Source organism: Kitasatospora sp. NPDC005751, from assembly GCF_040630835.1.
Lineage (GTDB): Bacteria > Actinomycetota > Actinomycetes > Streptomycetales > Streptomycetaceae > Kitasatospora.
This window is the reverse complement of record NZ_JBEXYC010000072.1, coordinates 11782-31734: the sequence shown is the minus strand read 5'-3', so window position 1 is coordinate 31734 and position 19953 is coordinate 11782. Positions and strand designations below refer to the sequence as shown.

Genomic DNA, 19953 nt, shown 5'->3' with positions numbered 1-19953 from the left:
GAGCATCGAGGTGTCCACCGCGGAGGAGCCCTCGACCACGGTGCCGTCCGTCGCGATCTTCTCCCCCGGACGCACCACGAACCGCATCCCGGGGGCGAGTTCGGCGATCGGGAGGCGGACCTCGACGCCGCCGCGCAGCACGGTGACGTCCTTGGCGCCGAGCTCCAGCAGCGCCGTCAGCGCGGCGCCGGCGGTCCGCTTGGCGCGCGCCTCGAAGTAGCGGCCGGCCAGCACGAAAGCGACGATGCCGGCCGCCGCCTCCAAATAGATGTCGGCCGAGCCGTCACCGCGGGCGAGGCTGAACTCGAAGGCGTGCCGCATGCCCGGCATCCCCGCGTGCCCGAGGAACAGGGCCCAGAGCGACCAGCCGAAGGCGGCCAGCGTGCCGAGCGAGACCAGGGTGTCCATGGTCGCGGCGCCGTGCTTCAGGTTGGTCCAGGCGGCCCGGTGGAAGGGCCAGGCCGCGTAGGTGACGACCGGCGCCGCGAGGGTGAGCGAGAGCCACTGCCAGTTGTCGAACTGCAGGGCCGGCACCATGGCCATCGCGATCACCGGTACCGCCAGGGCGAGCGCGGTGGCCAACCGCTGCCGCAGTGGGGCGAGTTCGTCCGGTTCGGCACCGGCCTCCGCCCCCTGTGCACCGGCCCCCGCCGGCCGCGCGGCCGGCGCCCGCGCGGTGTCGGGGGCCGGGAGGGCCGCGGTGTAGCCGGTGGCCTCGACGGTGGCGACCAGGTCCGCGATCCGGACGCCGTCGGCCACGACTGCCCGCGCCTTCCCGGTCGCGTAGTTGACCGTGGCCTCGACCCCTTCCATCCGGTTGAGCTTCTTCTCGATCCGGGCCGCGCAGGACGCGCAGGTCATGCCGCCGATCCGGAGGTCCACCTCCGTGGAGGCGGGCGCCTGAGTGGTCATCTGGGCTCCTCGTGGTGCGTCGTCGGTGGCGCCCTCGGCGCGACCGTCTTGCGGGTGCTGCGGGGCGGACCCTCGCGGGACCGCTCCCGTTGATACCCCTCGGGGGTACGGGGCCGGGTCAGACCCGGCCGGTCAGCGCATAGCCCGCGCCGTCGATCGCCTCGCGCAGCACCTCGTCGTCCGGCTCGGCCTCGGACACGACGGTGACCAGGCCGGCCTCGACGTCCACGTCGACGGCGGTGACGCCCGGCAGGCCCGTCATCGCCCGGCCGACGGCCTGCTCGCAGTGGCCGCAGGTCAGGCCGGTGACCGCGTAGACCGTGGTCACGGCGCCGATGGTGGCGACGGTCGTGGCGCCGGTGGAGCAGGTGCCGGTGGTGGAGCAGCAGGACATGGTTTCCTCCGGAGCGGTCGACGAGCCTGTCGTGACGCCCGTGGCTGGATACCCCCTAGGGGTACCAATCGGGCGTGGCTCCATTCATACCCCCAGGGGGTATCCAGCGCAACCCTTGGAGCGCACCGGTCCGCCCGCCGCGCCACTCGCCGGATCGACGGGCCTGGCAGGATGGCGGCATGGAACGTGTGCTGGGAGTGGGCGGGTACTTCATGCGGGCCACCGACCCGGTGGCGCTGGGCGCCTGGTACCGCGATTGCCTCGGCCTCGACGCCGACGAGCACGGCCTGTGGCAGCAGGAAGCCGGGCCGACGGTGTTCGCGGCCTTCGAGTCCGGAACCGACTACTTCGGCTCCCCCGCGCAGCGGACGATGCTCAACTTCCGCGTCCGCGACCTGGCGGCGATGCTCGCGCAACTCCGCGCCAAGGGCGCGGACGTGGCCGAGGAGACCCAGGACATGGCGGGCGTCGGCCGGTTCGGCTGGGTCACCGACCCCGAGGGCAACCGCATCGAACTGTGGCAGCCCAGCTGACGGCACCGCCGCGCGGGCGGTGACCGCCGGCCGGAGGCGTCACGGGCCTGGCCGGGGTTCGTCCCGACCCCACCGCCGCCGGCCCCCGGTCCATCGTGGCGGGGGCCGGCGGGCGGGTCAGGAGGAGCGGCGGGGGCGGCCGCGGCGGGGCGCGCCGGCCTTGCCGGAGCCCGACTTCCCCGCGGCGGGGCGGCCGCCGCCGGACTTCCCGCCGCCGGAGCGGCCCGCGGCCGCGGGCTTGCCGGAACCGGCGCGCGGACGGCCGCCACCGGCGGCGGCCTTCTTCGGCTGCTCGGCCGCGGGGGGCGTCTGGCCCCGGCCGCGCGAGCTGTTGACCGTCCGGCCGCGGACGATCCCGATGAACTCCTCGATCAGGTCGGTGGTCCGGTCCAGCTGCCAGGCCAGGGCGACCTGCGACTGGGGGGCGTCCGACACCGTCCGGAAGGTGAGGTCCCGGCGGTGGTGGAAGCGGGCGAGCGACTGCGGGACGAGCAGGACGCCGACCCCCGCCGCCACCAGTTCGATCGCGTCCGCGGTGGTGGCCGGGCGCTCGATCGCCGGGCGGCCGGGCAGCTCCGCCCAGCCCAGGGTGTCGTCCAGCGGGTGGAAGACCACTTCCTCGGCGAGGTCCGCGAGGGGCACCTCGTCGGCCGCCGCCAGCCAGTGGTCCTTCGGGAACACGACGACCGTGGCCTCGGTGTAGAGCGGGATCGCGCTGAGGCGGTCCCGGTCCACCGGGAGCCGGACCAGCCCCGCGTCGGCGGCGTCGGCCAGCAGCGTCGCCGCGCCCTCCTCCACCGGTACCGCGACCAGGGTGAGCGGGACGTCGGGCAGCCGCTCCTCCCAGACGCGCACCCACTTACCGGGCGTCACGCCCGGAACGTACACCAGTCGGAACGAGGGGTTCGCCTGCATCTCTGTCACGCTGCAAGGCTACCGACCGTGATCGGGGCCGCCACTCACTCGCTTACCCTAGTGACCATGACATCGCTCAAGTCGAAGACGACCCAGACCATGAAGCCGGCCACGGCCGCCAAGAAGCTGGGCATCTACCTCAACGCCGCCCCCGCCGAGTTCCAGGAGGGCGTGGTCTCCCGCGAGGAGCTCAACACCCTGCAGGCCGACCCGCCCGCGTGGCTCCAGGAGCTGCGGCGCAACGGCCCGCACCCCCGCCCGGTCGTCGCGGCCAAGCTCGGCGTCTCCGTCTCGGGCCTGGCCCGCGGCGGCGTCACCGAGGCGCTCACCACCGAGCAGATCGAGGCCCTGAAGACCGAGAACCCCACCTGGCTGGAGCGCGAGCGCACCGTCCAGGCCGACGTCCGCAAGGAGGCCGTGCGGATCAAGGAGAAGAACGAGCAGCAGGCCGCCGCGACGCCGCCCGCCAAGACCCGCTAATCCCGTCCGGGGCGGCGGCCTCCTCGCCTTCCGCCGCCCGGTCGCTCCCGCGCACCGCCCGCGTGCCGACGGCTCCGCGCCGACGGCCCGCCGCGGCCGACCGCTCCCGGCCGCCCCTCCGGTCCACCGCCCCGCCCGCGCGGGCAGCCGGGCACCTTCCGCCGCCCCCGGTCACGGCCCCGGCCTGCCGTGGTCGAGCAGCCGGCGCACCAGCCCGTCCAGGTCGAGGTACTCGTGCTCCCGGCCGGGCGGGACCAGGCGGTCGGTGCGCCCGAGGAAGACCCTGACCTCGGCGGCCCGGGCCCGGAGCACGACACTGCCCTCGTCCCCGCCGAGCGCGACCAGCACGGTGCCGGCGTCCTCGCCGGTGCCCGGGCGGACCGACACGTCGCCGATGCCCGCCTCCCGCGTGGTCCCCGCCGCCAGCAGCTCGCGCGCGAACATCCAGGTGATCGGCTCCGCCCGGTCGACGTGACTGTCCAGGTAGACCGCGTACGGCTCGGCCACGTCGTAGCGCAGGCGGGCCTTCACGCAGACGGTGAGGCCCGGACAGACGACCGCCCGCAGGTCGAGGTCCAGGGCCGTCGCCTCCGCGCCGGAGCGCTGCGGGGGGACGTGCGGTGTCTCCCGGCCGGTCATTCCGGTTCTCCGGCGGGACCGGTGGCACCGAGGGCCGGCGGGGCGAACCGGGGTGGCTGGACCAGCCGGTGCCACTCCTGGTCGACGTGGCCGGGCACCGTCCGCCCGTAGCCGATCCAGAGGGCGACGAGGTGCGTGAAGATCGGTGCCTGCTCATGAGGAATCGTTTCTTCGCCTGCGAGGGCGAAGGCCTGGAGGTCGTTTCTCATGCCTGGACAACGACGGGCCCCACCTGCGGTAACCCTCCGCCCCCGGCGCAGTCGCGCGGACCCGTCCGGCCCGGCCCCGCCGCGGCCGGATAGATTGCCGGGACCAGCCACCCCGCCGCCCCCGGGAGCCCCTCGTGCTCGACACCACGGACGCCGCCCTCGTACGGGAGCTCCAGCGCGACGGCCGCGTCAGCTACCAGCGGCTCGCCGAACTGCTGGAGATCTCCCGGGAGGCCGCGCGGGCCCGGGTGCAGCGGCTGCTGACCCGGGGCGAGGTGCGGATCGTCGGCATCGTGCCGCCCGCCGTCGCCGGGATCACCACCGTCGCCCACGCCTCCCTGGACGTGGCCGGCCCGGCCCGGCCGGTGGCCGTGGCGGCCGCCGGCCGGCGGGCGGCCAGCTTCGTCTCCTGCACCGCCGGGCGGCGGAGTGTGATCGCCGAGCTCCGGGTGGCCGACGACGCGGCGCTGGAGCGCGAGTTCGCCGCACTGCGGGCGGTGCCCGGGGTACGCGGCGTCGAGGTGTTCCGCTGCACCGAGCTGGTCCGGGACGCGTACGCGCCGTCCGGCCCGGACCTGCGGACCGGCGCGCTGCCCGCCCTGGACGGGACCGACCGGCGGCTGCTCGGACTCCTCCAGGCCGACGGGCGGGCCAGCTTCGCGGCGCTGGCGGACCGGATCGGCCTCTCCCAGCCGGCCACCCGGGCCCGGGTGCTGCGCCTGCTGGAGGTCGGCGCGGTGCACGTCACCGGCCTGGTGGAGTCGCGGGCGCTCGGCGTCCGGGAGGCCGCCGGGGTGGGGCTCGGGGTGCTCGGACCGGCACGCGAGGTCGCGGAGGCCGCCGCCGCGCTGCCCGGCGTCAACTACGTGGCCTCGGGCTACGGCCGCTTCGACCTCGTCTGCGGGCTGGACGCCCCGGACCGCCCGGCCCTGCTGCACGGTCTGGAGGCGCTCCGCGGACTGCCCGGCGTGACGCGCTCGGAGTCCTGGGTGCACCTCGACATCGTCAAGGAGTCCTACACCTACGATCTGCCCATCGGACCGGCATTCGACAGCGCTGAATGATGATCGGCAAATGATTCGCAGAATGAGGCCGATTCTCTGGGCGAAATGACAGCCGTGAGCCCTTGACGCTTTCTTTTCACCACCCTTTCAATGGTCGGACACCTTCCCCGTGAGAGAGTCCGGTCCCCCGATGGCCTCTTCCCCTCCCCCACAGACCGCCGACGGCCCCCGGCCCGCCGGTTCCCCGCAGCCCGCCGGCTCCCCCCGGCCCGCGGTCGAGGCGCTCCCCCGCTCCCTGGGCGTCTTCGGCGGGGTCCTGCTCACCCTGTCCTGCGTCACCCCGGCCTCGTCGCTCTTCATCGTGGTGCCCCCGCTGCTGATGTCGCAGGGCAGCGGCGCCGTGATCAGCCTGCTGATCGCCGCCGTGCTCTCGCTGGGCGTCGGCCTCTGCTACGCCGAACTCGGCACCCTGGTGCCCAGCGCCGGCGGCGAGTACTCGATCGTCGGCCAGGTGCTCGGGCGACTGGCCGGCTGGCTGGTCTTCATGATCTCGATCGTCTCGCTGCTGGTCATCCCGCCGATCATCGCGCTCGGCACCGCCGACTACCTCGGCTCGGTGCTCTCGCTGGACCCGGCGGTCGCCGGCGCCGCCGTGATGGCGCTGGCCGTCGCGGTCGGCGTGCTGGACATCAAGTCCAACGCGCTGATCACCGGCATCTTCCTCGGACTCGAAGTGCTCGCCGCCGGCATCGTCGCGGTGCTCGGCTTCACCCACGTCCACCAGCCGGTCTCCTCACTGGTGCACGCCGTCGTCCCTGACGGGCAGGGCGGCACCGGACCGTTCACCCTCGGACTGCTGGTGTCCGGGCTGGCCGTGGCGATGTTCACGTACAACGGCTTCGGCACCGCCGTCTACCTCTCGGAGGACCTGCGCGACCCGCGCCGCACGGTCGCCCGCACGGTGCTCTGGTCGCTGCTGGCCGGGGTCGTGGTGATCACCGTCCCGGTGGTGGCGATCTGCCTCGGGGTCGCGTCGCCCGACCAGTTGGCCGCCGGTGACCTGGTCGCCATCGTCGACTCCTGGGCCGGCAGCACGGTGGGCACCTTCGTCAGCCTCTGCATCGCCGCCGCGATCCTCAACGCCGTCATCGTCATGGTGATCCAGAACGGCCGGGTGCTGTACGCCTCCGCCCGCGACCGCACCTGGCCCGACCCGGTCAACCGGGCACTCGGCACCCTGCACCCGCGCTGGGGCTCGCCGTGGGTCGCCACCCTCGCGATCGGCGCGCCCGGCGCCGTGCTCGCCCTGACCGTGCCGATCGACGCGCTGCTCGGCTTCACCGGGGTCGTGGTCGCCGTCATCTACCTGCTGCTCGGCGTCGCCGCGCTGCTCGCCCGGCGCGGCCGGCACCGGGGCGCGCCCGCCTGGCGGATGCCGCTCTGGCCCGTGGCGCCCGTGCTCACCACCGTGGTGCTCGGCTACGCGCTCACCCAACAGGCCGGCCGGGACCTGCTGATCACCCTCGCCGTGCTGCTCGTCGGGGTCCTCTACTGGTTCCTCTACCTGCGCCCGCGCAGCGCGACCCACTGGGTGCTCAGCCTCCCGGCCGACCAGGCCGAGGCCCCGCGCGGCGCCGCCGCCGGCCTCTCGGCCACCGACTGCACCCCCGCTTCCGCTCCCGCCACCGCTCCGGAGTTCTCGTGAACCGCCCCGCCGACCTGATCGTCCACAACGCCCACGTCCACACCGTGGACGACCGCCGGCCGCGCGCCGAGGCGGTCGCCGTCCGCGACGGCCGGATCGTCCACGTCGGCGACGGCGACGACTGGCGGGCCCTGGCCGGGCCCGGCACCGAGGTCGTCGACGGCCGGGGGCGCCTGCTGGTGCCCGGCTTCGTCGACAGCCACAACCACGTCCGGCTCGGCTCCGACGCCGCCTGCGTCCAACTCGCCGGCGCCACCGACCTGCCCGAGATCGGCCGCCGGATCGGCCGGTGGCTGGAGCGGAACCCCGGCGCCGACTGGATCGAGGCCGAGGCCTTCGACTACACCGCCGTCCCCGGCGGCCGGATGCCCACCGCGGCCGACCTCGACCCCTACACCGGCGACCACCCGGCCCTGGTCCTCAGCTACGACGTGCACACCGCCTGGCTCAACACCGCCGCGCTGCGCCGCCTGGGCATCACCGCCGAGACCCGGGAACTCGCCTTCGGCACCGTCCGGAAGGATCCGGCGACCGGCGAGCCCACCGGGTTCCTCACCGACTTCGCGGTGCGCGGCCTCTCCCGCGACGGGCACCGCGCGCTGCGCGCCGCCGGGGTGCCGTGGGCCGACCCCGAGCGGCAGTACGGGCGGCTCACCGCCAGCCTCGACCTGGCCGCCCGCTACGGCATCACCACCGTCGTCGAACCGCAGAACTCGCTCGACGACCTCGCCCTCTTCGAGCGGGCCATCGCCGAGGGCCGGCTGCGCTCGCGCCTGGTCGCCGCGCTGTTCCACCCGCGCGGCACCACCGGGGCGGAGCTCGCCGAGTTCGCGGCGGCCGCCCGCCGCCACACCGGCGACCGCTTCCGGGTCGGCCCGCTGAAGCTGTACATCGACGACGTGGTCGAGCCGCACACCGCCGCGCTGCTGGAGCCCTACGCGGGCCACCACAGCCACCGGGGCGAGACCTTCTACCCCGCCGAGGAGTTCGCCGAGCTCCTGACCTCGCTCGACGCGGCCGGCTTCCAGGCCTTCGTGCACGCGACCGGGGACCGCGGCATCCGTACCGTGCTGGACGCCGTCGAGCACGCCCGCCGGGTCAACGGGCCGCGCGACGCCCGCCACCAGGTGGTCCACGTCGAGTGCCTCGACCCGGCCGACGTCTCCCGCTTCGCCGAGCTGGGCGTGGTCGCCTGCATGCAGCCCCGGCACTGCTCCCCCGACATCGCCGGCCCCGGCAAGGACTGGGCCGAGGCGGTGGGCGAGGGCCGCTGGTCCAAGGCCTGGCCGATGCGCAGCCTCCAGGAGGCCGGGGCGACGCTCGCCTTCTCCAGCGACTGGAACGTCGCCGAGATGGACCCGCTGGTCGGCCTCTACACCGCCGTCACCCGCCGGGGCCTGGCCGGCGGGGAACCGTGGATGGAGGGCGAGACCGTCTCGCTGGCCACCGCGCTGCGCGGCTACACCCTCGGCAGTGCCTACGCCAACTTCCTGGACGACCGCCTCGGCTCGCTCACCCCCGGCAAGCTCGCCGACCTCGTCCTGCTCTCCGAGGACCTGTTCGCCGTCGACCCGAAGGCGATCCCGGAGGCGCGCGTCGAGCTGAGCGTCGTCGGCGGGGAGGTCGTGCACCGGGCCTAGGGGGAGTTCGCGCCCGCCCCGGGCGGTGCCGGTCAGCGGCCGACCTCGCGGGCCCGGAAGTCCTCGACCGTCTCACGGCGGATCAGCAGGCGGGCCCGGCCGTCCCGGACGGCGGCGACGGCCGGGCGCCCGACCAGGTTGTAGCCGGAGGCCATCGAGAACTGGTAGGCGCCGGCCGCCGGGACGGCCAGCAGGTCCCCCGCCCGCAGGTCGGCCGGCAGGCCGGCGCCCCGCACCAGCACGTCGCCGGCCTCGCAGTGCCGCCCGACCACGTCCACGCGGGCCGCCGGGGCGTCGGAGCGCCGGCCGACCAGCCGCGCGGTGTACGGGGAGCCGTAGAGCGCGGGCCGCGGGTTGTCGCTCATGCCGCCGTCGACGGCGGCGAAGACCCGGCCGTCCGCGCCGTGCTTGACCGACAGCACCCGGTAGAGCGCCACCCCGGCCGGCCCGGCGACGGCCCGGCCGGGCTCGATCACCAGGCGCGGCACCGCGAGCCCGGCCCCGGCGCAGCGCTCGGCGAGCCGGCGCGGCACCCGGGCGGCGAAGTCGGCGAGGTCGAAGGCGTCGTCCCCCGGCAGGTAGCGGATGCCGTGGCCGCCGCCGAGGTCCAGTTCGGGCAGCTCGACGCCGTGCCGCTCGCGCAGCTCCGCCAGGAAGGCCACCACCGTGTCCAGGGCGGCGAGGTAGGGCTCGACCCCGGTGATCTGGGAGCCCAGGTGGCAGTGCAGGCCGACCAGGTCGAGGCCGGGCTGGGCCAGCACCCGGGCGATCGCGTCGGCCGCGTCCCCGCCCTCGATCGGGAGGCCGAACTTCTGGCCGCCGACGCCCGTGCGCACCGCCTCGTGGTGGCCGGCGGCGATGCCCGGAACCACCCGGACCAGCACCCGCTGCGGGGTGTCCGCGGCCACCAGGGCCGCCAGCCGGGCGATCTCCCCCGGTCCGTCGATGACGATGCGGCCGACCCTCAGCCGCCGGGCGAGCCGGAGCTCCTCCGGCGTCTTGGCGTTGCCGTGCAGCAGGATCCGCTGCGCCGGGAACCCGGCCGCGGCGGCCAGCGAGAGCTCCCCGGAGGAGCAGACGTCCAGGCCGAGGCCCTCCTCGCCGACCCAGTCGGCCATCGCGCCGCACAGGAAGGCCTTGGCCGCGTAGAGCACGTCGGCGTGCGGCAGGGCCTGCCGGTAGGCGCGGGCGCGGGCCCGCACCTCGTCCTCGTCCAGGACGTACAGCGGGGTGCCGAACCGGTCGGCGGCCTCGGCCAGGCCGACCCCGCCGACCAGCAGGTCCCCATCGGGGGCGGCGTGCGCCGAGGCCGGCCACGGGCCGCCGAGCGGCTCGGCGGCCCCCGCCGGTACGGGCGCCGCCGCCTCCGGCGCGGGGACGGCAGCGGGGACAGGGGCGGGAGCGGGGGCGGGGGCGGGGGCGGGAAGGACGGTCATGGCGGCGGCTCCTGCGGGCGGGGCGGGGCGGGCGGGGCGCCGGCGGTGTCCCGCCCGGCGCGGGCGGCGTCAGTCGAGGTACTGCAGGGCGATCCGGCAGTGCGCCGCCCGGCCGCGCCACTGCCGGACGGCCGCCCCGGACGGCTCGTCGCCCTCCCCGTCCGCCCCGGCCAGGACGTCGGGCGCGGGGGCGAGGCCGCGGCGGCGCGGCGGCACGGCGTCGCGTTCGACGACGGCGAGCGGGCGCCGCACGGCGGTGCCCGCGGTGGCGCCGGGGTGGCCGAAGAGGATCTGGGTGTCGCTCACGGTGGACGTTCCTTCCGAAGTACCGGCGGGCCGCCGGGGTGCGGGCCCGCAGCTCCAGTGGAGCCCCGTCCACCCCGGCCGGGGCCGGCCTTGACGCGGGGCGTACGCACAACAGGCCTTCCTTGACGGCACCTTGACGACCGCCGGCCCGAATGGTGGCTGCCCCTCCTGCTCCTGCTGCCTCCTCCTGCCGCCTCGCTCCCCCGACGGCGCGAGCCGTCCCGCCCGGTCCGGCGGGGCGGTCCGGCGGGGCGGTCGCGGACGCCCCGCCGGCGGTCGGACCGGGCCCGGACAGAATCGTGACCGTCCAGCGGACAAGATATGTCGGCAACCTGCATATACTTTTGCTCGGCAGGTGCGATATACATACGGGGTATGCAAAGCCGGTCCGGCCGGAGGCGCCCCGCCCCACCCGCCGAAGGCTTCCTGATGCCCTGTCTCAAAGGGGGACCCATGTTCGAAACCAGTCCGTCCAGGAACGGCGCCGCCCCGGTGCTGCACCTGGACAACGTCACCCGGGTGCACGGCCGCGGCGCGGCCGAGGTGCACGCGCTGCGCGGCGTGGACCTCAAGGTGCAGGCCGGCGAGTTCGTCGCCGTGATGGGCCCGTCCGGCTCCGGCAAGTCGACCCTGCTCACCCTCGCCGGCGGCCTGGACACCCCCACCACCGGCCAGGTCCTGGTCGAGGGCGTCGCACTCGGCGGCCTGAGCCGCAAGAAGCTCGCCGCGGCCCGGCGGCGCTCGATCGGCTACGTGTTCCAGGACTACAACCTGATCCCGGCCCTCACCGCCGCCGAGAACATCGCGCTGCCGCGCGAACTCGACGGCGTCTCCGGCCGGGTGACGCGCCGTGAGGCACTGGCCGCACTGGAGGAACTCGGCATCCCCGAGCTGGCCGGCCGCTACCCCGACGACATGTCCGGCGGCCAGCAGCAGCGCGTCGCCATCGCCCGCGCCCTGGTCGGCGAGCGCCGCCTCGTCCTCGCCGACGAGCCCACCGGCGCCCTCGACTCCGCCAACGGCGAAGCCGTCCTGGGCGTCCTGCGGGCCCGCTGCGACGCCGGCGCCGCCGCGATGATGGTCACCCACGAACCCCGGCACGCCAGCTGGGCCGACCGCGTCGTCTTCCTCCGCGACGGGCTGATCGTCGACGAGGGCTTCGGCCGCAGCGTCGAGGGCCTGCAGACCATGGCCGCCCGCCACGGGAACCGGATCGAGGCCACCGGATGAAGCTCGGACCGCTGAAGGTCGCGCTGCGGATCGCCCGCCGCGACGCCCTGCGCGCCAAGGGCCGCAGCGCCCTCGTCATCGCCATGATCTCGCTGCCCGTGCTCGGCGTGGCCGGCGCCGACATCGTCTACCGCAGCGGCCAGCTCGCCCCGGTGGAGCGGGTCGAACGGCTGGCCGGCGGGGCCGACGCGCTCGTCACCGCCTACGAGCTCGGCAGCACCGTCCAGCAGCGCCCGTTCGCCGAGGACGGCGCGCTCGCGATCGGCGTCCGGGCCAACCAGGGACCGACCCCGGAGCAGACCCGCAGCGCCGGCGCCGACCCGGCCGCGCTGCTGAAGGAGCTGCTGCCCGGCTCGACCCTGCTGCCGGCCGCCGCCGGTCTCAACGCCAGCGCCGGCTCGCCCAACGGCCTGGTCCGGACCGAGACCGCCGAGGCCGACCTCACCGATCCGGTCTGGAAGGGCCGGCTCGACCTGGTCGAGGGCCGCACCCCGAACGCCGCGCACGAGGCGGCCGTCACCCGGGAGTTCCTCGCCGAGTCCGGCCTGCGCCTCGGTCAGACCACCACCCTCAAGGGGCTGGAGAAGACGCCGTTCACCCTGACCGGCGTCGTGGAGCACCCCGACGACCTCGCCAAGGTCGAGTTCGTCGGCCGCCCCGGCGAGGTCCTCGCCCCGCTGGCCGCGGCCGCGCCGGCCGCCGCCAAGCCCCCGACCGGGGCGGGCGACCGCTCGACCCCGGGCAAACCGGCCTGGCTGCTGAAGCTGCCCGCCGGGGCGACCCTCGACTGGGAGGGCGTCAAGAAGCTGAACCGGTACGGCTTCACCGCGACCTCCCGCGCGGTGGCGCTCGACCCGCCGTCCGAGTCCCAGATCACCTACCAGCGGCTGGAGTTCGGCTCCAGCAGCCCGCTGCGCTCCGACAAGACCGTGGTGGTCGGCACCGTCGCGGGCATGGCCCTGCTGGAGGTCGCCCTGCTCGCCGGGCCCGCCTTCGCCGTCGGCGCCCGGAGGTCGCGCCGGCAGCTCGCCCTGATCGGCGCGAGCGGCGGCGACCGCGGCCACATCGCCTCCGTCGTCCTCGGCTCGGGCCTGGTGCTCGGCGCGGTCGGCGCGGTCACCGGTGTGGTGCTCGGGACCGGCCTGGTGGCCCTGACCCGGTCGTGGATCGAGGAGACCGGTGGCAGCCGGTTCGGCCACTTCGGCGTCCAGGCGCCCGACCTGCTCGCCATCGCGGTCGTCGGCGTGGTCACCGCGCTGCTCGCGGCCGCGCTGCCCGCCCTCCAGGCCGCCCGGCAGAGCGTCACCGCCGGCCTCACCGGCCGTGACACCGTCAAGCCGCCGAGCCGCTGGACCACCGCCGCCGGCATCGTGCTCTTCGTCTCCGGCGCGGCCGTCGCGCTGCTCGCCGTCGGGACCAACGACGGCACCGGCCGGGGCATCCCGGTCTTCGCCGGCCTGGACAAGATGACCCTGATGGTGCTCGCGGGTTCGGCCACCGCCGAACTCGGCCTGCTCGCCCTCACCCCGGTACTGATCGCCCTCTGCGGCCGGCTCGCCCGGTTCCTGCCGCTCGGCGGCCGGCTCGCCCTGCGCGACTCGGCCCGCCACCGCGGCCGCACCGCCCCGGCCATCGCGGCCGTGATGGCCGCCGTCGCCGGCTCGGTGGCGATCGGCCTCTACACCGCGAGCAGCGACGTCATGGACGCCGCCTCCTACCGGCCGCACAGCCCGGTCAACTCCGTCTCGCTCGGCGTGCTCACCGACAGCCCGCTGCTCCCCCAGGTACGTGCGGCCATCGAGCAGGACCTGCCCGAGCTCGGGGAACGCGCCGATCTCGGCACCGCGGTCTACTCGTGGTGCGCGGAGTGCTCCAGCAACGTCACCGTCAAGGGCGGGGTCGGCTTCGGCTCCCGGGCCCTCGTCGTCGGCGACGCGACCGTCCTGCACAACGCCTTCGCCGTCCGCGACCCGGCCGCCGAGCAGGCGCTGGCCGCCGGCAAGGCCGTGGTCTTCGACCGCTCCCTGCTCAGCGGCGACAAGCTCGTGCTCCAGCTGACGGGTGGCTTCACCGCCCCGCCGCAGCCGGGTGCCGCCCCGGCGCAGGAGATCCGGGAGATCCCCGTCGACGCCGTCGTGGTCGAGAACCCGACCGCCGCCCGGTACGGGGCCGGCGTCATCGGCACCCGGACGATCACCGGACTGGGTCTCACGACGAAGCCCAGCGGCTCGGTCTGGCTGCCGTCCACCGCGCCGGACCGCAAGGCGACGCAGCGGGCCGCGGCCACCGCCGACCGCATCCTGCCGAGCGCCCTGCTCGACGTGGAGCGCGGGTTCGAGCCGAAGAGCGACGTACCGACCATCGCCCTCACCGGCTTCGCCGCCCTGGTCGTGCTCGGCGCCGCGTGCATCGCCACCGGCCTCGCCGCCGCCGACTCCCGGCGCGACCAGGCGACCCTCGCCGCGGTCGGCGCGCCGCCGGGGATCCGCCGGACCCTCTCCGGCATCCAGTGCGCGCTGATCGCCGTCCTGGGCGCGGCCCTCGGCACGATCAACGGCTTCGTCCCGGCGGTCGCCCTGCTGATGGCCCGTGACGTCGCCAACCAGGCGGGCAGCAGCACGATCGTGGTGCCCTGGGCGAACATCGGGCTCACCACCGTCGCCGTCCCGCTGTTCGCCGGACTGCTGGCCGTCCTGTTCACCCGCGCCGACGCGCCGCTCACCCGCCGGCTCGGCTGAGCCCGCACCGGCCCCCCGGGCGCCGTCCCCCCGCACCGTGCGGGGGGACGGCGCCCGTCCGCGCGTCCCGTCCCGCCCGGCGCCCCCGGCACCGTCGTACGCTGACGATCACCCTCTCCCGGCCTCCCGAAGGTGGCGTCTTGAACCGACCGACCGCACCCGTGACCGCCCGCACCGCGACCTCCGCCGACATCGACGCGATCGTCGCCACCCTGACCTCCGCGTTCTTCGACGACCCGCTCTGGGGCCCGGCGTTCCCCGACCGCGAGCGACGGGCGGCCCAGGCCTCCGCGATGTGGCGCCTGTTCGCCACCTCCGCCCTGCGCTACCCCTGGACCCTGGTGACGCCGAACGTGGAGTCCGCCGCGCTGTGGATCCCGCCCGGCGGCAACGACCTCAGCCCCGACGAGGAGGAGGGCCTGGAGGACTTCCTGGTCGGCATCACCGACCGGGCCACCGCCGACGGCCTGCTCGCGATCCTCGCGGACCTCGAAGCGGCCCACCCGAGAAGCGAACCGCACTTCTTCCTGAGCCTGCTGGCCACCCACGGCGACCACCGCGGCCACGGCCTCGGCATGGGCCTGCTCGCCGAGAACCTGGCCCGGATCGACGCCCTCGGCGCGGCCGCCTACCTGGAGTCCTGCAACCCCGCCAACAACGAGCGCTACGCCCGGGCGGGCTTCACCGAACTCGACCGGATCACCGTCCCGTCCGGCCACACCGTCTCCACCATGTGGCGCCCGGCCCGCCACTGAGCCGCCACCCGGCGCGGCGCCCACCCGCCCGCACCCGGCGCGGGCGGCGCCGTCGCCGGGACCGGGCCCGCCGGACGCCCGGACGGCCCTGCGCCCGGGCGCCGGCCCCGGGTTGACACCGCCTCCGGCCGGGCCCGCGCCTGTGGCCCCGGCGGCCCGGTGGTGGCAGAGTGGCGCCCATGTGCGGCCGATTCGTCTCCACCACCACGCCCCAGGACCTGCTCGGCCTGCTCGGGGTGACCGGCTGGAACCCGGCCGAGACCCTCGCGCCGAGCTGGAACGTCGCCCCCACGGACCCGGTGTGGACGGTGCTGGAACGGGTCGACCGCGAGACCGGCGAACTCGCCCGCCGGCTCCGCCCGGTGCGGTGGGGCCTGGTCCCCTCCTGGTCCAAGGACCCGGCCACGGGCGCCAGGCTGATCAACGCCCGGGCCGAGACGGTGCACGAGAAGCCCGCCTTCCGCTCCGCCTTCGCCAAGCGCCGCTGCGTCCTGCCCGCCGACGGCTACTACGAGTGGGTGCGGGTGCCCGCCGCCGAGGGCCGCAAGGCCTACAAGCAGCCCTACTACCTCCACCCCCGCGCCGGCGGCCCGCTGGTGATGGCCGGGCTGTACGAGTTCTGGCGGGACCGCTCGCTGCCCGAGGACGACCCGGCGGCCTGGCTCACCACCGCCACGATCATCACCACCGACGCCACCGACGCGGCCGGCCGCGTCCACGACCGGATGCCGCTCACCATCGGCCCGGCCGACCTGGACGCCTGGCTCGACCCGGAGCACGACGACCCGGTGGAGCTCCGGCGGCTCCTGCACACCCCGGCCGGGGACGAACTCGCGGTCCGGGCGGTCTCCACCACCGTCAACAGCGTCCGCAACAACGGCGCCGCCCTGCTGGACGCGGTACCGGACCCGGTGGGCCACGGCGACGGACCGGGCTGACGGAGCACCCGCCGGCGGGCCGCCGGTCCCGGGCCGGGGCGCGACGCCCGGGACATGGCCCGGGCGCGGCCGGACGGCGGCCGGGCGGAAGAGACGGCCGGTGCCCCAGGCGGCCGGGACACCGGGTGGCGGAGCTTGGATGACACGCCCGCCCCGACGGGCGACGTCATCCGTCCTCGCCACCCGATGGGGAACGCACATGTCCGCACAGTCCGCGCAGCTCACCCTCCACGACACCCGCCGCGCCCGCTGCCTGCCCGACCTGCTCGACCGGCAGGTGGCCGACCGGCCGGACGCCGTCGCCGTGACGGGCCGCGGCGCACACCTCAGCTTCCGGGACCTCCGCGCCGCCGCCGGCGGCCTGGGCGCCCACCTGCACCAGCTCGGCGTGGCGGCCGACGACTGCGTCGGCCTCTACGTCGACCCCTCGCCGGAGCTGATGGTGGGCGCCTGGGGCATCCTCTACGCCGGCGCCGCCTATCTGCCGCTGTCCCCGGAGTACCCCGAGGACCGGATCCGCTACATGATCGAGGACAGCCGGACCGGGGTGATCGTCACCCAGGAGCACCTGCGCACCCGGCTGGCCGGACTCGTCCCGCCGGGCACCCGGATCCTCGTCCCCGCCGGCTCCGACCCGGCGCACGGGACACCCGGCGCGGCCGGAGCCGACGGCGCGCCCCCGTTCCCGCACCAGAGCCGGGGCCCGGCGAGCCCCCGGCCGGAGTCGCTCGCCTACGTCATCTACACCTCCGGCAGTACCGGCCGCCCCAAGGGCGTGATGATCGAGCACCGGAGCATCGTGTCCCAGCTGCGCTGGCTGGTCGCCGGCGGCCACCTCGGGCCGGACGCCGCCGTGCTGCAGAAGACGCCGATGAGCTTCGACGCGGCGCAGTGGGAGATCCTGGCACCGGCCGGCGGCGCGCGGGTCGTGCTCGGCGCCCCCGGCGTCTACCGGGACCCGGAAGCCCTGATCGACACCGTCCGGGAGTACGGGGTGACCACGCTGCAGTGCGTGCCCACCCTGCTCCAGGCGCTGCTGGACACCGAGCGGCTGGGCGACTGCGGCACGCTGCGGCGGCTGTACTCGGGCGGCGAGGCGCTCTCGCGCCGGCTCGCCCGGGCGCTCACCGCCGAGCTGCCGCAGGCCGCGCTGGTCAACCTCTACGGGCCGACCGAGTGCACCATCAACGCGACCGCCCACCTCGTCGACCCCGCCACCGTGGGTGAGGACGCCGGGTCGGTGCCGATCGGCGTGCCGGTCGACCGCACCCACTGCTTCGTGCTCGACGGGAACCTGGCGCCGGTGGAGCCCGGCGCCACCGGCGAGCTCTACCTGAGCGGTGTCCAGCTCGCCCGCGGCTACCTGAACCGGCCCGACCTGACGGCGGAGCGCTTCGTCGCCTCGCCCCACCTCCCGGGCGAGCGGCTGTACCGGACGGGGGACCTCGCCCACGGGAACCCGGACGGCACGCTCCAGTGCGCCGGCCGGGTGGACAACCAGGTCAAGCTGCGGGGCTACCGGGTCGAGCTGGACGAGATCGCGCTCGCCGTCGAGGAGCACACCTGGGTCCGCCGGGCGGCGGCGATCGTCACCGACGACCCCCGGACGGGCCACCGGAACCTGGTGGCCTGCGTCGAACTGAACCCCAAGGAGGCGGCCCTGATGGACCAGGGCAGCCACGGCGGGCACCACCGGTCCAAGGCGAGCCGGCTCCAGGTCCGGGCGCAGCTGTCCGACCCCGGGGTGCGGGACGCCGCCGAACTGGCCGGCCGGCCGGTGGTGGCGCTGCCCGGCGGGCGGGAGAGCGAGCGGCAGCGGCGCGAGACCTTCGCCCGCAAGACCTACCGCTTCTACGAGGGCGGCCGGGTCACCCGCGACGACCTGCTGGCGCTGCTCGCACCGCCGGCCGCCCCGGCGGGCCCCGTCGCGCCGCGCAACGGCGAGCCGGACCTCGCCGAACTGGGCGTGATCCTGCGGTGGTTCGGCCAGTTCCACAGCGCGGAGCGGCTGCTGCCGAAGTACGCGTACGCCTCCCCGGGCGCGCTGTACGCCACCCAGCTGTACCTGGAGACCGGCGGGACCGGCGGCCTCGACGCCGGCGTGTACTACTACCACCCGGTCGAGCACACCCTGGTCCGGGTCGGCGAGGGTACCGGCGGCCCGGGCCTCACCGTCCACTTCCTCGGCAAGCGGCGCGCGATCGCGCCCGTCTACCGGAACAACATCCTGGAGGTGCTGGAGTTCGAGGCGGGTCACATGCTGGGCGTGTTCGAGGAGGTGCTGCCCGCCCACGGGCTGGCCGTCCGGCCGGTCGGCCTGCTGCCGTCCGTCCGGGCCGGGCTGGACGTGGCCGAGGAGGACCACTACCTCGGCACCTTCGCGATCGTGCCCGCCGACGGCCGGCCGGCGGCGGACCGCACCGAGTACTACGTCCAGGCCCACCCCGGTGGCGTCGAGGGCCTGGCCGCCGGCCAGTACCGCTGGACGGACGGCGGGTTGGCCCGGATCTCGGACGAGCTGGTGCGGTCGCGGGACGTGATCGCGATCAACCAGCAGGTGTACGAGCGGGCCGGCTTCGGCATCACCGCCGTCGGCCGGGCCGAGGAGCCGTGGCTGGAGTACCTCGGTCTCGGCACCGCCCTGCACCGGCTCCAGCGGGGCGGCCTCGCCCTCGGCCTCGGGTTCATGTCCTCCGGCTACAGCTCGAAGACCGGGCACCCGCTGCCGTCCGCCCGGCGGATCGACGCGGTGCTGGCCTCCTGCGGGATCGCGCCGGGCCCGTCGTACTTCTTCCTCGGCGGGAGGGTGAGCGAGGAGCAGATCCGCAGCGAGGGCATGATCGAGGACGCCGTCCACATGAAGGGTCCGGCCGAGATCGTCCGGGACGAACTGGCCGCCGTCCTGCCCGACTACATGCTCCCCAACCGGGTGCTCGTCCTGGACGAGCTGCCGCTGACCGCCAACGGCAAGGTCGACGCGAAGGCGCTGGCCGCCGGTGCGGCGGTCCGGACGGCGGACGCGGGCGGGCCGAAGGTCGCGCCGTCGACGCCGACCGAGCACCGGCTCGCGGCCGCCTGGGGCGGGGCGCTGAGGTACCAGGAGGTCTCGGTGCGGGACGACTTCTTCGCCGCCGGCGGCAACTCGCTGATCGCCGTGGCGCTGATCAACCGGCTGAACCGGGAGTTCGGCACCCGGCTGCCGCTGCAGGTCCTCTTCGAGAGCCCGAGGCTGGCCGACCTGGCCGCCCGGATCGACGAGGACACCGGTGAGCCCGGCTCGCGGCTGGTGCCGCTGCACCGCGCGGGCACCGGCGACCCGGTGTTCTGCTGGCCGGGGCTCGGCGGCTACCCGATGAACCTGCGGCTGCTCGGGAGCACCGTGGGCCGCCCGTTCTACGGCATCCAGGCGCACGGCATCAACGCCGGTGAGACGCCGTACCCGACGATCCGGGAGATGGCCGCGGCCGACCTCGCCGAGATCCGCCGGGTGCGGCCGGAGGGCCCCTACACCCTGTGGGGCTACTCCTTCGGCGCCCGGGTCGCCTTCGAGACGGCCTGGCAGCTGGAGCAGGCCGGCGAGCGGGTCGCGGACCTGCTGCTGATCTGCCCCGGCAATCCGGAGCTGCGGCGCGGCGGCGGCGAGCGGCACGGACGCGAGGCCTCGTACCGCGACCCGGCCTACGTGGCGATCCTCTACTCGGTGTTCGCCGGCTCGGTCCGCGGGCCCGACCTGGAGGCCTGCCTGGCCGAGGCGCACGACGAGGACGGCTTCACGGCCTTCGTGCACCGCCTGCTGCCGGAGCTGGGCGAGGAGTTGATCCGCCGGATCGCCCGGATCGTCGGGGAGACCTACGAGTTCGACTACAGCTTCGGCGAACTCGCGCAGCGGCGGCTGGACGCGCCGGTGACCATCGTCAAGGCCGCCGGTGACGACTACTCCTTCATCGAGGGGAGTTCGGGGTACTCGGCCGCGCCGCCGGTCGTCGTCGAACTGAGCGGCGACCACTACGGCGTGCTCAGGGAGCGGGGCGTCGGCGAACTGGTCGCCGCGATCCGGGCCCGGCCGGCCGGCTGAGCGGTCGGCCCTCCCGTTCCGGCGGAGCGGGAGGGCCGCCGGCG

Annotated in this window: 17 protein-coding genes; 10 read left to right on the top strand and 7 right to left on the bottom strand. The window is 75.6% G+C overall.

Annotated elements, in window-relative coordinates:
- On the bottom strand, nucleotides 1-912 hold a 912-nt coding region (locus ABZ497_RS33280), incomplete at its 3' end, for a heavy metal translocating P-type ATPase (RefSeq protein WP_359810960.1).
- Between the two features lie 118 nt (nucleotides 913-1030).
- Nucleotides 1031-1306 carry a heavy metal-associated domain-containing protein gene (locus ABZ497_RS33275; protein WP_359810957.1) on the bottom strand — a complete coding sequence of 92 codons (276 nt, stop codon included), beginning with the start codon at nucleotides 1304-1306 and terminating at the stop codon, nucleotides 1031-1033.
- Between the two features lie 179 nt (nucleotides 1307-1485).
- Between ABZ497_RS33275 and ABZ497_RS33270 the strand changes: the two genes are divergently transcribed.
- Complete coding sequence (locus ABZ497_RS33270) at nucleotides 1486-1839, top strand: VOC family protein (protein ID WP_352290856.1); 354 nt, start codon at nucleotides 1486-1488, stop codon at nucleotides 1837-1839.
- Between the two features lie 117 nt (nucleotides 1840-1956).
- On the opposite strand, the gene ABZ497_RS33265 is transcribed toward ABZ497_RS33270, so the two are convergent.
- Nucleotides 1957-2763, bottom strand: a complete 807-nt coding sequence (locus tag ABZ497_RS33265; protein ID WP_329486579.1) for a LysR substrate-binding domain-containing protein — start codon at nucleotides 2761-2763, stop codon at nucleotides 1957-1959.
- Between the two features lie 57 nt (nucleotides 2764-2820).
- Between ABZ497_RS33265 and ABZ497_RS33260 the strand changes: the two genes are divergently transcribed.
- Complete coding sequence (locus tag ABZ497_RS33260) at nucleotides 2821-3234, top strand: DUF5997 family protein (protein ID WP_359810952.1); 414 nt, start codon at nucleotides 2821-2823, stop codon at nucleotides 3232-3234.
- A 171-nt stretch (nucleotides 3235-3405) separates the two neighbouring features.
- Here ABZ497_RS33260 and ABZ497_RS33255 read toward each other — a convergent pair whose 3' ends face one another.
- Complete coding sequence (locus ABZ497_RS33255; RefSeq protein ID WP_352290854.1) at nucleotides 3406-3873, bottom strand: SsgA family sporulation/cell division regulator; 468 nt, start codon at nucleotides 3871-3873, stop codon at nucleotides 3406-3408.
- Entirely contained in the window at nucleotides 3870-4082 is a 213-nt protein-coding gene (locus tag ABZ497_RS33250) for a hypothetical protein (protein WP_359810949.1), read from the bottom strand. The genes ABZ497_RS33255 and ABZ497_RS33250 overlap by 4 nt, the downstream gene beginning before the upstream one ends.
- Nucleotides 4083-4216: 134 nt before the next feature.
- On the opposite strand from ABZ497_RS33250, the gene ABZ497_RS33245 reads away from it, so the two are divergent.
- The 3 genes from ABZ497_RS33245 (at nucleotide 4217) to ABZ497_RS33235 (ending at nucleotide 8431) form a co-directional block, all read left to right on the top strand.
- On the top strand, nucleotides 4217-5146 hold the full coding sequence (locus tag ABZ497_RS33245) for an Lrp/AsnC family transcriptional regulator (protein WP_359810947.1): 930 nt from the start codon (nucleotides 4217-4219) through the stop codon (nucleotides 5144-5146).
- A 130-nt stretch (nucleotides 5147-5276) separates the two neighbouring features.
- Entirely contained in the window at nucleotides 5277-6791 is a 1515-nt protein-coding gene (locus ABZ497_RS33240; RefSeq protein ID WP_359810944.1) for an APC family permease, read from the top strand.
- Nucleotides 6788-8431, top strand: coding sequence for an amidohydrolase (locus ABZ497_RS33235; RefSeq protein WP_359810942.1), 1644 nt, complete (start codon nucleotides 6788-6790; stop codon nucleotides 8429-8431). The genes ABZ497_RS33240 and ABZ497_RS33235 overlap by 4 nt, the downstream gene beginning before the upstream one ends.
- 32 nt (nucleotides 8432-8463) lie before the next feature.
- Here the strand turns inward: ABZ497_RS33235 and lysA are convergent, their stop codons facing one another.
- Together lysA and ABZ497_RS33225 are read right to left on the bottom strand one after the other, a co-directional pair.
- On the bottom strand, nucleotides 8464-9867 hold the full coding sequence (gene lysA, locus ABZ497_RS33230; protein ID WP_359810939.1) for a diaminopimelate decarboxylase: 1404 nt from the start codon (nucleotides 9865-9867) through the stop codon (nucleotides 8464-8466).
- A gap of 69 nt (nucleotides 9868-9936) precedes the next feature.
- On the bottom strand, nucleotides 9937-10173 hold the full coding sequence (locus ABZ497_RS33225; RefSeq protein WP_359810936.1) for a hypothetical protein: 237 nt from the start codon (nucleotides 10171-10173) through the stop codon (nucleotides 9937-9939).
- A 453-nt stretch (nucleotides 10174-10626) separates the two neighbouring features.
- Between ABZ497_RS33225 and ABZ497_RS33220 the strand changes: the two genes are divergently transcribed.
- The 5 genes from ABZ497_RS33220 (at nucleotide 10627) to ABZ497_RS33200 (ending at nucleotide 19909) form a co-directional block, all read left to right on the top strand.
- Entirely contained in the window at nucleotides 10627-11403 is a 777-nt protein-coding gene (locus ABZ497_RS33220; protein ID WP_359810933.1) for an ABC transporter ATP-binding protein, read from the top strand.
- Nucleotides 11400-14141 (top strand): ABC transporter permease, encoded by a 2742-nt coding sequence (locus ABZ497_RS33215; RefSeq protein WP_359810931.1) that lies wholly within the window; start codon nucleotides 11400-11402, stop codon nucleotides 14139-14141. Before ABZ497_RS33220 ends, ABZ497_RS33215 begins: the two co-directional genes overlap by 4 nt.
- Nucleotides 14142-14281: 140 nt before the next feature.
- Nucleotides 14282-14896, top strand: coding sequence for a GNAT family N-acetyltransferase (locus ABZ497_RS33210; protein ID WP_359810928.1), 615 nt, complete (start codon nucleotides 14282-14284; stop codon nucleotides 14894-14896).
- A 179-nt stretch (nucleotides 14897-15075) separates the two neighbouring features.
- Entirely contained in the window at nucleotides 15076-15834 is a 759-nt protein-coding gene (locus ABZ497_RS33205) for an SOS response-associated peptidase (protein ID WP_359810925.1), read from the top strand.
- A 199-nt stretch (nucleotides 15835-16033) separates the two neighbouring features.
- Nucleotides 16034-19909, top strand: a complete 3876-nt coding sequence (locus ABZ497_RS33200) for an amino acid adenylation domain-containing protein (protein WP_359810923.1) — start codon at nucleotides 16034-16036, stop codon at nucleotides 19907-19909.
- Nucleotides 19910-19953 lie beyond the last annotated feature (44 nt).

What these genes read in the sequence shown, in the direction of transcription:
- ABZ497_RS33275 (WP_359810957.1), bottom strand. Translation starts at nt 1,306, where the DNA reads ATGTCCTGCTGCTCCACCACCGGCACCTGCTCCACCGGCGCCACGACC.
- ABZ497_RS33270 (WP_352290856.1), top strand. Translation starts at nt 1,486, where the DNA reads ATGGAACGTGTGCTGGGAGTGGGCGGGTACTTCATGCGGGCCACCGAC.
- ABZ497_RS33260 (WP_359810952.1), top strand. Translation starts at nt 2,821, where the DNA reads ATGACATCGCTCAAGTCGAAGACGACCCAGACCATGAAGCCGGCCACG.
- ABZ497_RS33255 (WP_352290854.1), bottom strand. Translation starts at nt 3,873, where the DNA reads ATGACCGGCCGGGAGACACCGCACGTCCCCCCGCAGCGCTCCGGCGCG.
- ABZ497_RS33250 (WP_359810949.1), bottom strand. Translation starts at nt 4,082, where the DNA reads ATGAGAAACGACCTCCAGGCCTTCGCCCTCGCAGGCGAAGAAACGATT.
- ABZ497_RS33240 (WP_359810944.1), top strand. Translation starts at nt 5,277, where the DNA reads ATGGCCTCTTCCCCTCCCCCACAGACCGCCGACGGCCCCCGGCCCGCC.
- lysA (WP_359810939.1), bottom strand. Translation starts at nt 9,867, where the DNA reads ATGACCGTCCTTCCCGCCCCCGCCCCCGCCCCCGCTCCCGCCCCTGTC.
- ABZ497_RS33220 (WP_359810933.1), top strand. Translation starts at nt 10,627, where the DNA reads ATGTTCGAAACCAGTCCGTCCAGGAACGGCGCCGCCCCGGTGCTGCAC.
- ABZ497_RS33215 (WP_359810931.1), top strand. Translation starts at nt 11,400, where the DNA reads ATGAAGCTCGGACCGCTGAAGGTCGCGCTGCGGATCGCCCGCCGCGAC.
- ABZ497_RS33205 (WP_359810925.1), top strand. Translation starts at nt 15,076, where the DNA reads ATGTGCGGCCGATTCGTCTCCACCACCACGCCCCAGGACCTGCTCGGC.
- ABZ497_RS33200 (WP_359810923.1), top strand. Translation starts at nt 16,034, where the DNA reads ATGTCCGCACAGTCCGCGCAGCTCACCCTCCACGACACCCGCCGCGCC.